Genomic DNA, 13,175 nt, shown 5'->3' with positions numbered 1-13,175 from the left:
TAACAAAAAAACTCTAATCACTAAAATTATAACTAATATTTTTTCTAGCAGAACTTATATCTTTTAAACGTTCACAAACCTTTTCAAAAACTTGTTTAGGCAAGATATTTGAAGCATTAATTTGTAAAAATTTATCGTCTTTTAATTTAATCGAAAAAGAAGGTTCTTGGAATTCCGGTCCATCAATTTCTCTAGCAATTTTTATATAATAACCGATTATATGACTGTTATAATAATCACTTTTACTAATCATTTTCTTAGCTATTTTATTAATCTGCATGTCAGTTTTAGCAGTATAAGTAACCGTAAGAGCAATGCCGAGCATAAGACGCTGTCTATGACTAAAAGGAATGTCTGAAGATAGTATAAATTCCGAAACAAAATTTGCTCTGAGGGTTTTATCAATATTTTTATTATATTGTGCTAGCATTATAGCGAGTTCAATAATAATAAGAGTCGTAGCATCGAAATTAATTAAAAGATATTGTACTGCTTCAATATATTTTTCAATTTTACATATATTTCTATCAAATTTTACTAATCTCTTCACCCTCTCATAAATAATATCTTTTTCTGTTTCATGAGACGGTAACGAATCAAATCTTACTCCTTCTTTTAAACCGTAATTTGAGATAATAATCTTTTCCGGTGAAAATACCTTAATCATCGCTTTTATTACTAGAACTGCATTATAATTTATGGCTTTCTGCTCGTAATAACTCAGCTTTAATTTATCGATTTGCGATAATTTCTCTAAATATAACTCAAACTCTACACGATTTATTTCAAAATTATGTAAATTTTTAAGGGGATAATTTATAGACTCCATATATATACGGCTCATTAGACGTAATGCACCGCCAATTAAATATAAATTAGGATGATGTGCAGCTCCAAATTCTTCCTCTAGCATTTTAGTAATCAGTCCAACATCACCAAAATTGCTACTAGCAATAATTTTTGTACCGAGCGGCAATGATTTTAATTTACCGACTTTTTTATTTCCAATCTGAGCAAGCTCAAGACTTCCACCACCAAGATCGGCTACAATACCGAAAGCATCACTAATACCGGAAATTAATCCGGCAGCTGTTAAATAAGCTTCACGTTCACCTGAGATAATTTCAATATCAATATTGAATCTCTTTTTAATTATAGCTTTGAATTCATCTGCTTTAGGATGCCCCCTAAGTATAGCTGTGGCAACACATCTAATATTAGTAACGGACAGTTTGGTAAAAATATGGATAAGATATTGTAGAGATAAATATGTTTGATGTTTTACGTCTAAATTATCTAAATTAAGTAAATTTGTAAGATAATTTCTAAATTTATAATTAAAAATTTCCGGAGCTCCAAGCTCATCACTTTCATAAACTACAGCTCTTAAAGCATTTGAACCGATATCAATAATAGCTGAACGCATTTTTGGATCTTACTCATTATTTTCCGGAGCAGTTGTTGTTTCAGTCTCTTCAGAAGCCTCATTATTATTTGCCCTAGGATCAAAAGGTACTTGAGTAGGTACAAAAGTCGGCGGTAATAATCTACTAGTAAAAAATTTATCTTCGTAATACTTAATTTTACGAGATTTTATAGGCGGAAAGGATTCTATTAAAACAATTTGCTCATCTCTCGGTAACTGTATTACTTCTTGAGGTAAAAGTAAAGCTCTTTGAACTTGAGAAACGTTTTGGGTTCTAGTAGAAATATTAAGGTCAAAAAATAAAGGTTTACTAAATGATCTTTGTTCTACCGTCTTATTACCGACAAGCTGCGATATTAAATTTGCCGTTTCATAGTTATTAGCAGCAAAAGTAATACGGTATGTTGCATTAGATAAGAAAGAATTCATCCCCGCATCTTCATATGTTCCTTTTAACTGCTGCGTATCTTGAATAATCAAAAATAACCGAACTCTATAACCTCTAAAATAAGCTATACCGGCTTTAAAAGTATCCATCTTTCCAAGTGTCGGGAACTCATCAAGCAAGAACATTACCCCATGCGGCTCTTCCTTTAAATCCGGCATTTTACGGCTTAAAAACTCTGTAGCCTGCTGATAAAACACCTGCATTAATTTTTGTAAACGCTGTATATTATCGGGTGTTAACCCTACATATACGGTTGTTTTTACTTTTTTAAATTCTTGTACGTTGAAATCAGAAGATGCAGTAGCCGAATCAATAAGCGGGTTTGCCCATAATTCAAGCGATGAGTTCATTGTAGATATTACGCCCGAACGCTCTTTATCGGCTTTTTGTAAAAACGCAGCAATATTCATATATGCAACAGGATGTATTACACCGCCAAGCGTATCGAGTACGACCGCTAGATTATAAACTACGTCGTCACTTCTCATGGTACGCACTACTTCACCGAAAGATTTAGTTTTAGTAGGATCGGCTATTAAATATAAAGTTACACCTAAGAATAAACTTCGTGCTTCATTATTCCAAAAATCCTTTTCCGGCATTATAAGATTTGAAATTTTCTGCACGTCATCAACCATCTGCCCGGGCTTAGTACTAACCCAATCAATCGGATTATAACAATGCGTAATACCATCGGGATTAGAAGGCTCCCATACAAAAACTTTCTGACCTTGTTTCTCACGCCAACCGCTCGTCAAACCGTGATTTTCAAGCTTTATGTCATGTACTACTACTGAATCACTCCAAAATAACAGGTTAGGTATCACAAAACCCACACCTTTACCTGAACCTGTAGGAGCAAATAATAAAGCATGCTGGAACCCGTCTGCAACAAAATATCCACCGGCATCAACACCTATTAACATACCTTTTTTGGATCTAAGACCAGCAGCCTCTATATCTGACGGATTAGCCCAGCTAGCATCTCCATATACCTTTTCCGGTTGCTCAAAAAATTGTAATGATTTTATTCTTTCAAAGTTTTTAATGTAAAATATTATGACAACAATAGCAGGACCAAGAAGAGATGCAAGTAGCTTCAATTTTAAATAATTATAGTCGGCAATTTTTAACTGCCCCCAAACATTAATAAGCCAGTAAGCCCACTTATAAGCAATATTTATAGCATTTATATCTACACCTAAAGCTCCAACCTCATTAGTAAAAATTGCAACAAATGCACCGCTTATCCAAATGGTACAAAAAATAACAACCGGATGAATTATAGCATGACCGAATATATTCCTAGTAACTTTAAGTATCTTATGCCATTCCATGAATTGATATTCCTAGTTTTTACTTATTACTTAATATTGTTAATATTCCTACTAAACTGCCGATGTTATTTCCGTGTAAGTAGGACGTTATTGCACAGCTCGTTTATGTCATTCCCGCGTAGGCGGGAATCCAGTTAATAAAAAATCTAAATACAATAAATTTTTAAAGCTCGATTTTATCTCGCTTTATGCTGGATTCCCGCCTACGCGGGAATGACATAAAGAGCATTTACCGGTCCACGCAACAATGTCATAAACGAACCATATACGTCAATGAAGAACCGGTATACGAAGATCAACTTCAAAAAGAGCAAGGAGTTCACAAGTCGAGGAGCGGAGCGTATACTTAATACGTGAGCACCGCAGAACTTGTAGAACGACGCAGCCAATTTTTGAAGTTCATCGAGTATACGCTACACCATACCTTCGGCGTTCTTATTCTTCTTATAATACACTTCCGAAACATATCTTTTCCCACCGCTACCGCGTTTTAACTGCACAACGATATCTACAACGGTTAAAATATACTTCTTTACTTCTTCAGGCGGCATACCAAGATCTGCTTGCATAACCATAAGCTTTAACTGCTCAATAGCCATAGCGGGACTATCCGCATGCAGTGTTGATATTGAACCGGGGTGACCTGTATTAATAGCACGCAAAAAACTAAAAGCTTCCTTACCTCGAAGCTCACCTACTATAATTCTATCTGGTCTTAAACGCAAACATGCCTCTATTAAATCTTGAGTAGTAACATTTGCACGTCCCTGTCCTCCTTTGGAAGCAAGTAAATGCACTCTGTTAGGATGGCTTGATAGCACAACCTCACGAGCATCTTCTACAGTAATTAATCTTTCTATTGCAGGTATTTCAGTAAGTGCCGCATTAGTAAAAGTAGTTTTACCGGTTGAAGTACCGCCGCTAATTATGATATTTTTCTTTGAAACAACTGCATGTCTAATAAATTCTTTAATCTTTTTTTCAGCTAAGAAATTATTTAAAATTACTGCATCTTCATCTACTAAACTCTCTGTTGCAGTATCATCAAATGCTCCCATTTTAGCATATTCATCTAAAGTTAGATTCATACCGCTAGGCTTTCTTATAGAATAAATGATTTGTCCTATCTCACAAGCAGGAGGAAATACTATTTGAATACGGTAACCGTTCGGCAAAGTTGCAGAAAGTAAAGGCTTTTCTTCCGAAATCATCTGTTCGGTAGATTGAGCAACTAAACGCCCTAATGAAAGTAGATGTTCACTATCCAATTCCGGTATTTGCTTAGAATATATATCGCCTTTTTTTTCAACCCATGCTTCCCCAGGCTTATTAACCATAATCTCGTTAATACCATCTTCAGCAAATAAATTTTTAAAAGGAAGTAAAAACGTCTCTAAGGCTGCAAATTCTTCATTCATTTCATTACCTTCGATTTTAATAAAACGGCTTTTGGGAATTTATAATCCTTATTAACGTATATTCTAACCGGCATACCTTGATTAACCGTTGTCGTCGGCTTAAACTGCTGCTGCGTTATCATATTTTGTACAACATTCGTCACATCCGTAAAAGCTTGAGTAGAAGCTTGTTGTGCTTGTATCGGAGTCGATGCTATAGAGGTAGTAGTAAGCAAACTTGAAGCTGCCGTATTAACTGCCTGTACTAAGGTTTGAAGTCTCTGCTCAGCAGTATTCGCTGAAGAAGCAGTTTGTGCTGTTGTACATGCTTGAGTCATAGTAGTATAAGCAGTCGAAGTTTTATCGGTAATAGCCGCAAGTACGTTAGTACAAATCGTAACTATTCTAGTACTTGCATCAATCGAGGTATTAGCCGCTATAGTTTGAGCAGTATTTAACAATTGTGTTGCCGTAGCACTATTGGTAGCTGCTGCCTGCGAATCTATAGGAGGCGGCACTAACTTATCAAGGACTTTAGCAAGACCTATATTAAAGCCAGATTGTAATACGGCATTTGCAAATTGTTCTTTATATTTATTATCAACTCTCCCTTGTAGGCCCGGTCTACCTAAATTATCAACTGCAGGTGAGTCGAATTCTATAGTATAACCGTTAGTTAAATCGATTCTATCCCATATTATAGAAACTCTACCGTAACTGTCTGACGAAGTTGAGGTTGCATATTTACCGAATATTTTTGACCCTTTCGGTATCAATATAACTTTATCTTTCTCAGAAAATACGTCTCTACTAATAATGGCTCTTATTTCACCGCCGAGATCACTATTTATTGCCGTCTCAAGTACTGCATCAATTAATTTACCGCATCCGAGAACCAAAGACATATCACCACGATCTTTAAAGGTCGCTTCTGCCGTAATCTGTTCCTGTGTTTTTTTAGGCTCTACACCACCAACTAACACTATAGCTGATTTTCTTTTTGCTTCACGACGTTGCTTCTCTGCATCACTCTCAACTAACGTTCCTGAAGTCGAAGGCAACGAAACCGGCGGCAATGGAAGCGTTTTGTCTTTATTCTCTTCTACAGGAGTAGTAGGAGGTAAGACCGGTGGAACTTCTACTACCGGAGGAGGCGGCGGTGGAGCAGTAGGCGTCTCAAGCTTAGGCGGATCAGGTAACTTTGGAATCTCCGGAATATTATCATCAACATCAGTAACAGGTTTTACAATATTAGTCGGCACTTGAGTCTCCGGTATTTCTTCTTTTTTATTAGCGAAAAAAAGAGTATAAAAAATATATATAAAAATACCGCAAATTACGACTACTATCGCAATACTCTTATTAAAGCTAACTGAAACTTTTGATAATTCTCTCTGTACTTCAGGAGCATCTGCTCCTGATAAAGAACCGGTATTATTATTGTTATTTTGCTCTTCAGCCATATCTAAATTATATTAGTTAAAGTGTTTTATATTAAAAATTGTCATACCGTGGTCAAGCCACGGTATGACACAGTACCCTACTAAAACCTTGCCATGTAATTACTATTTTTCTTAGGATAGTAAAATTTAATTACATATACTAAATCCCTTTCGTTACCCATCATAAGTTCTGTAGAAGCGATATCAAATTCATATGTTCTTTTATTAGTTATAATAGTCATATTTGTACGAATATCTTTTTCAAGAGGCTTAATAAATAATCTATTTGCCAAAGGAGTTATTTTCCAAGCATAAGCATCCCCAAGAATTATATTTTGGATTTCTTCATTTTTAGCAAATTCTATATGCGATTGAAAGCCAAAATGTAAAACTAACAAGTAAACTTCATTTGGATTATATATATAAGTTTTTATCCTATTATCTTTAGTTATAGATAAATCATCTACATAATTATTACTACTATTATTACATGGATCATCTACAAGTGGACATTCTCGTTGTACTGTAAAACCACTTAATAATATAAAAACTAAAAAATAAAATCTAACTATTGTCATCGTCTACCCTATATCCGTTAACTTGAAACCCTACCGGATTTATATCAAGTTCTGAATCTGTTAATTGCATAGGCACATAAGCATAACTTACTACCGCTATTTTATTATAAACTAATTGGCTTCCTGATGTTTCATTTACGGAAAATCTAACTATATATTTATCTGCTGCGATTTTTGACCATGATTTTATTACTAAAAATGTAGTATTATCTTCTTTATATTTTATCGTAGGATCAAAATCTTTATTTCTTATATAACCAAGATAATTATAATAAACACCTCTTGTTGAAAATAATCTTATTGTCGTACGAGCTATCGTTGCAAAATCAACTGGATTATATGTTTCCCGTGCCGTTATGTATTTCTTTATAAAATACCTTGTAAGAGACTCATCCGCCGTTAACACCGGTGATGAAATAGGTTCTACCACCGAGGCACGTCCGGTATTACTATTAAGCTGAATAACAAAAGGATCAAACTGTTTGGATTTTACTACAAATGCTATTACTAAAGTTGATATAACCATAAAAATGGTTAGTAGTATTATTAATATGATAAGTAAGTTACGTTGAACAATTAACTTATCAGATCGCTCTTCATACCAATTCTGAGTAATTTTTAAAGGATTAGTCGATTTAATACTTTCTTGATTTTGTGTATCTCCTGAACCGCTTTTCGAGTTGTTACTTGATTTAAAGAAGCCAAATATATTATTCATATCAAAGGTATTTTTATTATTACATTGTTATTGTGTAAAACTATTACTTTTATGCTATATTTACTGAATTAACCGGTCTTCTTATACAAGGATTTACGCTTAAACTCGATCCATCATCTATATCAGCAGAAACGCACGGGCTTTTAATTTCATAAGGAGCTGAAGGGGTACATGACAACAATTGAGCAAGCATAATTAATACTAATAGAAACTTTAATGATTTTAACATTCTAATTATACATTATTAAATTATCTTGTTACTATTTTAAAATTACCTTACTATACAATAGTTCACAAGCATTTTTTGAAAAAATCTATTTATAAATATTAAAAAGATTGTAAACTATTATACTCTGAAGTAAATAAAGAGTAGTTATACGAAGTTCGACTTGAGAGCAGAGCGTATACTTAATACGTGGCTACCTGCGGACTTATAAATATATTGTCGCCAATTTTTCAAGTGGGACGAGTACAACATAATAACTACCATCAATAATTGTTATTGTATAATTTTAATTTATAATTTATTTTAATTTTAAAGTTAAACAATATTTGGTATTGTAGCAACAATATAAACTTATTTTATAGCTTAAATAACATTAAATTAACAAATCATAATCATATTATAATAATTATGATAGAGTTAAAACAGAATAAAATTAGATATTAATCTAGTAATTATGGACCCATTAACCAACGCAATACAAGAATATATAAAATCCGGCGAATATTTTATTGATGCAAGAAAATGGTATAATTTTAAGTATATCTTACCGTTAAGTCATAGAAGTCTTTTGCTTTTAATATGCACGATTTTTACCTTATTATTAACCTTAATTTGTATAAATATCAACATATTGCTACCAATAAACGAAAAAGTAAGTTATTTAATAAAAGATGATGCCGAAAAACAAGCTACCGTTACTAATACTAAACATTCAACATTAGCAAATCCTTATATCTCTGTTGCAAATATTATGCTTCAGAATTATGTAAAACAACGGGAAGAATATAATTACGATATATTAAAAGAACAATTTACCTTTATCAAAAATGCTTCTACGAGTATTGTTTATATGCAATTTGCTAATTTTATGAATATTGATAACTCATTATCACCGGTCATAAGATATCAAAAACTATATAGACGCTCAATTAATATATTATCAATTAACAATATAAACGATAACGAGGCAGTTGTTACTTTTGAATCATTGGCACAAAATAGTACGGGTGAAATTTTAGAAAATATGGTATGGGAAGCAAGAATCGGATTTATAATGGATTCTATCAGCACAAGTACATCACCTGATATGCCCTTCAATTTTACCGTTACTAGTTACAAGCTAAAGTTATTAAGGAATAAAAATTAGAAATAATATGAAGCAACTAATAATATTTTGTACTTTTATAATACTTACATTAGATGTATTTGCTCTTACTATATCACGACCTCTAGGTCGAGACCCGCGTCTAAGAGTTATGACTTATAACCCTGACGATGTTTTCAAATTCACAGGATATTACGGCTATCAAGCAAGTATAGAACTAGCAAGAGACGAGGAAATAGTCAGTATTTCTATGGGAGATACTACTTCATGGCAAATAGTACCTGCCGGTCATAGGATTTTTATTAAACCGATGGAACCGGATGCTACTACTAATATGACTTTAATTACTAATAAACGGACTTATTTCTTTGAACTATATGCCGCCGAAACTCTTGATATGCGTGATCCTGAAATGGTCTTTAACGTAAAGTTTCTTTACCCGGATGACGAAAATGACAATATGAGCGGTCATATGCAAACTTTTTCTGCTTTCCTAGCCAGTCCCGATCTTACTCATCCTGAAAAATATAACTTTAATTATTATATTAGCGGCAGCGAAGAAATAGCTCCTATTAAAATTTTTGACGACGGCGAGTTTACTTATCTGCAATTTAGAGACAAAAACGCTGAAATTTCCGGTATTTTTGCTGTAGATGATTCACTTCGAGAATCTTTAGTAAATTATCGCCTTGCTCAAGATAATCCTAATATGGTGATCCTTGAACAGGTTTTTCCTAAGCTCGCTATACGTAAGGGTAAAAAAGTCACATGTGTATTTAATCAGTCTTTCAAAGCATATTAATGTCTACCAACGTCATTGCGAGGAGCGAAGCGACGTGGCAATCCAGAAAATAATTATGTCACATTTAATATACTTTCTTACTTTGATTTTACTAACTAGCGGCTTATTTATAATGCTTACAAGCCGTAATTATATTCATAAAATTATCGGGCTTGGAATTTTTCAAAGTTCGGTATTAGTATTTTATTTAAGTATAGGAAAAGTTAAAACAGGCGGTGTACCTATTTTACAAGATGGGCTAACTACTTATACTAGCCCTTTGCCTCATGTATTAATGCTAACTGCTATAGTAGTTGGGTTTGCTACTCTTAGCGTAGCTTTAAGTTTAATATATCAAATTTATAAACATTTTGGTACAATATCAGAAAATGAAATTAATTTTGATAAATATACTCCTGTGAAATGAAGAGTTGTTATACGAAGTTCAACTTGGAAAAGAGCAAGGAGGCTGTAAGCCGAGGAGCGGAGCGTATACTAAATACGTGAGCATCCGAGGTCTTACAAAGATGACGTAGTCAATTTTTCAAGTTCAACGAGTATAAATGATCCTAGCTAACCATTTCCCTATCATACAAATATTATTCCCTTTATTCGGGGCTTTACTCTCAATAATATCTTTTCGCTTTATTACCTTTGCACGAGTAATTACTACGATTTGCATTTTATCTAGCCTTTTGGTCAGTGTTTATGGATATAGCATTATACAAAATATGGAGCTATCTTATACCATGGGAGGATGGAGTTTAAAAATAGGAATAGAATATCGGCTAAATTCACTAAACCAAGCTATTATTATTTATCTTAACTTGGTTTTATTATTCTTTTTAGTTTTTTGTCATAAGATTACTAATCGAATAATCTTAAAATATATCAACAACAATAGAAAATCTTTATTTTACGGTATATTATTATTCGCTCATACGGGTTATTTAGGAATGATTAGTACTAATGATTTCTTTAATTTATATGTGTTTATAGAAATTTCAGCACTTAGTAGCTATGTATTGATAGCCTCAGGTAATAATCCAAAATCTTTAATCGGAGCTTTTGACTACTTGATAATGGGTAGTATTGGTGCGACTCTTATTCTCATAGCTATAGGGTTTTTACTAAGCATTACGGGTAGCTTAAATATGAGAGACGTTGCAGCTTATTTACAAGAATATCCTAATTCTCGTATAATCAATATAGCTATCGGTTTTTTCTTAATAGGAGCTATTTTAAAAACTGCTTTTTTTCCTATGCATTTTTGGATGATGAGAGCTTATAATAACACGGCTTCAGTCACTTTAGTATATTTAGCAGGGATTTCTACTATAATAGGAATATATATAATATATAAATTTACTTATATTATTATAGGTTATGAGACGATTAAAACTTCTATTACAAATTTTATAAGACCTATCGCTTTAGCTACTCTTATTATAGCTCCGTATTTTGCTTACCGAGCAGAAGACTTCAAGAATATTATAATTTATTCATGTTTCACTCAAATAGGTTATGTATTTCTATTATATGTTACTGAGGGCGGTATAATAATTTTACCGAGTTTATTACTTGCAGACAGTATAAATAAAATAGCTCTTTTCTTGATAGATGCTTATAATGAAAGCTATAAAAAGAATTCTAACAAAGTTTTAACCATAATTATTATTATTTGCAGCTGCGGCTTACCTATCAGCCCATTATTTTTTATCAAAGTAAATATTCTCGAATTATTATTTAGACAAAAACTATTATTAGATTTTGTTATAATCTTACTTAGCTCCGTAGGATCACTATTTTATCATTATAAAATGGTGAAAGTTACTTTTTGGAAGAATTGATTAAATAAATATTATGAAACTTTATATTACAGAGAAAATTTTAAAAAAAGAAAAGCAGCAGATATCCGACTCCGAAATCTTGCTAAAGAAATTAATTTACAATCTTCTGATTTTGAAGAGTGGTTAAATTATAGAAATGAAGGTAGAAAATAAAAAAGGCGTGTTGCATGGATCGAAAAACCTACTCTATGTCATTCCCGCGAAAGCGGGAATTCAGAAAAATAACTTCAATATTAATACAGAAGTTACATATTTGATAAAATAAGCATATAAAATATAAAAATTTGTTTTTATATGCTTTACTGGATTCCCGCTTTCGCGGGAATGACATAGAAAGCCATACAGGTAACACCCTAACCATACTATAAAAAAAAGTATAACAGCTTACCATGATTACACAATTTACTACTCCGAGTCTTTTGATTCTATCAACTTTGCTAGTTGGTGCATTAAACTTAACTAGTCCGTATGCCACTAAAAAAGATAGCTTTATACGTAATTTTTTACTTATTACTATCGCTATTTTTTTCTTCGGGAATATTTTAATTATAGACTGGTTGTTTTTAAAAGGTATTAGAGCAGGCTTTGAATTTAATATATTTGGTAATTACTCTATAGGATTCCATCTTGAACCTTTAGGGCTTATATTCTTAAGCTTAATAGGCTTTTTATGGATTTGTGCTTTACTTTATACCCCTAAATATCTTGCTATTAATAATATAGAACACTCTTCTAGATTCTTATTTTTCTTTAACTTAACTATTCTAATTGGCGTTTTAATTGCCTTATCTAGCAATTTATTCACTATGTTCATTTGTTATGAGCTTCTAACTATTTCTACAGCTTTTTTAATAGGACATACCAAAAATAATATAGTACTTAGCGGGTTATACAAATATCTAAAAATTCTGATGATTTCTGCCACAATGTTGTTTTTACCGGCAGTGATAATTATTTATGCTAAAACCGGTAACGGAGATTTTGCAAGCGGCAGCCTAGTAGAAAATTATTTTTCTCAAAGCCAATCCATTATCTTATTATTAATGTTTATTTTTGGTATTGCTAAAACTGCAATTTTTCCAGTACATTCATGGCTTCCTGCCGCAATGGTTGCACATTACCCTGTTAGTAGCTTACTGCATGCCGTAATAGTGGTTAAAACCGGATTATTTTGTATTTACAAAATCCTATTATATATATTCGGCTTATCGTATTTACAAATGATATTTGCCGAGTTTAACTGGTTAATTTTTATACCTATAGTGAGTATATTTTACAGCTCACTCAAAGCACTAGGCACGGATAATATTAAAAAAATACTCGCCTACTCCACTATGAACCAATTAAGCCTTGCCTTACTTAGTGCTTTCATGTTAACACCTAAAGCACTTGGAGCTGCAATACTCCATTTAGTTTCGCATTCTTTTACAAAAATCTGCTTATTTTACAGTATGGGAAGTATTTACAGTTTAAAGAAAGCTGACCAAGTACAGGATTTGCATGGAACATCTAAAGAGTTTCCTTTAATTTCTTTTATTATATCTATCTCTTCATTATCATTAATCGGTATACCCATCTTTAGCGGATTTATAAGCAAATTCTCAATATTGCTTGCTGCAAGCGAGCAGAATCAAATCATAGTTATGATTGTCGTAATAGCTAGTAGCATATTTTCAAGCCTTTACCTTCTTAAAATATTAAGCTCTATTTATAAACCTTCTTTTATAGAATCTAGCGTAACAAAATCACTCCCCTACTCTATGGAAATCAGTATAATCATTTGTGCCTTAGCTATAACATTATTTTACTTTATCCAAATCTTAATCAGAGAATTTTTAGTTTATATTACATAAATATGTATTTACAT

At 32.5% G+C, this 13,175-nt stretch carries 13 protein-coding genes and 1 pseudogene; 6 read left to right on the top strand and 8 right to left on the bottom strand.

The features are described 5' to 3' along the window. Positions 1-13: 13 nt before the first annotated feature. The 7 genes from AC5587_RS02650 to AC5587_RS02620 all read right to left on the bottom strand — a co-directional run bounded on the left by AC5587_RS02650 (position 14) and on the right by AC5587_RS02620 (position 7,575). A complete protein-coding gene (locus AC5587_RS02650; protein WP_040257365.1) occupies positions 14-1,426 on the bottom strand; it encodes a Ppx/GppA phosphatase family protein in 1,413 nt (470 codons plus the stop codon). 9 nt (positions 1,427-1,435) lie between these two features. Continuing rightward, positions 1,436-3,211: a type IV secretory system conjugative DNA transfer family protein gene (locus AC5587_RS02645; RefSeq protein ID WP_499162757.1), complete on the bottom strand. Its 1,776-nt coding sequence runs from the start codon at positions 3,209-3,211 to the stop codon at positions 1,436-1,438. A gap of 413 nt (positions 3,212-3,624) precedes the next feature. After that, positions 3,625-4,629, bottom strand: a complete 1,005-nt coding sequence (gene virB11, locus AC5587_RS02640; RefSeq protein ID WP_011270800.1) for a P-type DNA transfer ATPase VirB11 — start codon at positions 4,627-4,629, stop codon at positions 3,625-3,627. Beyond that, on the bottom strand, positions 4,626-6,071 hold the full coding sequence (locus AC5587_RS02635) for a TrbI/VirB10 family protein (protein ID WP_499162756.1): 1,446 nt from the start codon (positions 6,069-6,071) through the stop codon (positions 4,626-4,628). Before AC5587_RS02635 ends, virB11 begins: the two co-directional genes overlap by 4 nt. A gap of 80 nt (positions 6,072-6,151) precedes the next feature. Beyond that, positions 6,152-6,628 carry a TrbG/VirB9 family P-type conjugative transfer protein gene (locus AC5587_RS02630; protein ID WP_040257357.1) on the bottom strand — a complete coding sequence of 159 codons (477 nt, stop codon included), beginning with the start codon at positions 6,626-6,628 and terminating at the stop codon, positions 6,152-6,154. Then, positions 6,615-7,346: a VirB8 family type IV secretion system protein gene (locus AC5587_RS02625; protein ID WP_499162755.1), complete on the bottom strand. Its 732-nt coding sequence runs from the start codon at positions 7,344-7,346 to the stop codon at positions 6,615-6,617. Before AC5587_RS02625 ends, AC5587_RS02630 begins: the two co-directional genes overlap by 14 nt. A 49-nt stretch (positions 7,347-7,395) precedes the next feature. Then, positions 7,396-7,575 carry a DUF2706 domain-containing protein gene (locus tag AC5587_RS02620; protein WP_011270796.1) on the bottom strand — a complete coding sequence of 60 codons (180 nt, stop codon included), beginning with the start codon at positions 7,573-7,575 and terminating at the stop codon, positions 7,396-7,398. Positions 7,576-8,026: 451 nt separating this feature from the next. On the opposite strand from AC5587_RS02620, the gene AC5587_RS02615 reads away from it, so the two are divergent. From AC5587_RS02615 to AC5587_RS02595, 5 genes and pseudogenes are all read left to right on the top strand, one after another. Continuing rightward, entirely contained in the window at positions 8,027-8,719 is a 693-nt protein-coding gene (locus AC5587_RS02615; protein ID WP_410527120.1) for a VirB8 family type IV secretion system protein, read from the top strand. 7 nt (positions 8,720-8,726) lie between these two features. Beyond that, the gene (gene virB9 / locus AC5587_RS02610; protein ID WP_499162754.1) at positions 8,727-9,479 is read left to right on the top strand and encodes a P-type conjugative transfer protein VirB9; all 753 of its coding nucleotides are present in this window, start codon (positions 8,727-8,729) and stop codon (positions 9,477-9,479) included. 55 nt (positions 9,480-9,534) lie between these two features. Beyond that, positions 9,535-9,885, top strand: coding sequence for a Na+/H+ antiporter subunit C (locus AC5587_RS02605; RefSeq protein ID WP_041079421.1), 351 nt, complete (start codon positions 9,535-9,537; stop codon positions 9,883-9,885). Further along, positions 9,867-9,965 (top strand): annotated as a pseudogene (locus AC5587_RS02600) (palindromic element RPE5 domain-containing protein); the annotation flags it as partial. The gene AC5587_RS02605 and the pseudogene AC5587_RS02600, both read left to right, overlap by 19 nt. 56 nt (positions 9,966-10,021) lie before the next feature. Next, a complete protein-coding gene (locus tag AC5587_RS02595; protein WP_499162753.1) occupies positions 10,022-11,308 on the top strand; it encodes a proton-conducting transporter transmembrane domain-containing protein in 1,287 nt (428 codons plus the stop codon). Between the two features lie 181 nt (positions 11,309-11,489). Here AC5587_RS02595 and AC5587_RS02590 read toward each other — a convergent pair whose 3' ends face one another. Next, complete coding sequence (locus AC5587_RS02590) at positions 11,490-11,639, bottom strand: hypothetical protein (protein WP_410527116.1); 150 nt, start codon at positions 11,637-11,639, stop codon at positions 11,490-11,492. Between the two features lie 58 nt (positions 11,640-11,697). Here AC5587_RS02590 and AC5587_RS02585 point away from each other — a divergent pair, with 58 nt between their 5' ends. Beyond that, positions 11,698-13,161 (top strand): proton-conducting transporter transmembrane domain-containing protein, encoded by a 1,464-nt coding sequence (locus AC5587_RS02585; RefSeq protein WP_410527115.1) that lies wholly within the window; start codon positions 11,698-11,700, stop codon positions 13,159-13,161. Positions 13,162-13,175 lie beyond the last annotated feature (14 nt).

The organism is Rickettsia endosymbiont of Hedychridium roseum, from assembly GCF_964028255.1.
Classification (GTDB): Bacteria; Pseudomonadota; Alphaproteobacteria; order Rickettsiales; family Rickettsiaceae; genus Rickettsia; species Rickettsia asembonensis.
This window is presented reverse-complemented; position numbering and strand designations above follow the sequence as displayed.

Excerpts from the sequence above, each read along its gene's own strand:
- AC5587_RS02650 (WP_040257365.1), bottom strand. The coding sequence starts at position 1,426 with ATGCGTTCAGCTATTATTGATATCGGTTCAAATGCTTTAAGAGCTGTA.
- AC5587_RS02645 (WP_499162757.1), bottom strand. The coding sequence starts at position 3,211 with ATGGAATGGCATAAGATACTTAAAGTTACTAGGAATATATTCGGTCAT.
- virB11 (WP_011270800.1), bottom strand. The coding sequence starts at position 4,629 with ATGAATGAAGAATTTGCAGCCTTAGAGACGTTTTTACTTCCTTTTAAA.
- AC5587_RS02635 (WP_499162756.1), bottom strand. The coding sequence starts at position 6,071 with ATGGCTGAAGAGCAAAATAACAATAATAATACCGGTTCTTTATCAGGA.
- AC5587_RS02630 (WP_040257357.1), bottom strand. The coding sequence starts at position 6,628 with ATGACAATAGTTAGATTTTATTTTTTAGTTTTTATATTATTAAGTGGT.
- AC5587_RS02625 (WP_499162755.1), bottom strand. The coding sequence starts at position 7,346 with ATGAATAATATATTTGGCTTCTTTAAATCAAGTAACAACTCGAAAAGC.
- AC5587_RS02620 (WP_011270796.1), bottom strand. The coding sequence starts at position 7,575 with ATGTTAAAATCATTAAAGTTTCTATTAGTATTAATTATGCTTGCTCAA.
- AC5587_RS02615 (WP_410527120.1), top strand. The coding sequence starts at position 8,027 with ATGGACCCATTAACCAACGCAATACAAGAATATATAAAATCCGGCGAA.
- virB9 (WP_499162754.1), top strand. The coding sequence starts at position 8,727 with ATGAAGCAACTAATAATATTTTGTACTTTTATAATACTTACATTAGAT.
- AC5587_RS02605 (WP_041079421.1), top strand. The coding sequence starts at position 9,535 with ATGTCACATTTAATATACTTTCTTACTTTGATTTTACTAACTAGCGGC.
- AC5587_RS02595 (WP_499162753.1), top strand. The coding sequence starts at position 10,022 with ATGATCCTAGCTAACCATTTCCCTATCATACAAATATTATTCCCTTTA.
- AC5587_RS02590 (WP_410527116.1), bottom strand. The coding sequence starts at position 11,639 with ATGTCATTCCCGCGAAAGCGGGAATCCAGTAAAGCATATAAAAACAAA.
- AC5587_RS02585 (WP_410527115.1), top strand. The coding sequence starts at position 11,698 with ATGATTACACAATTTACTACTCCGAGTCTTTTGATTCTATCAACTTTG.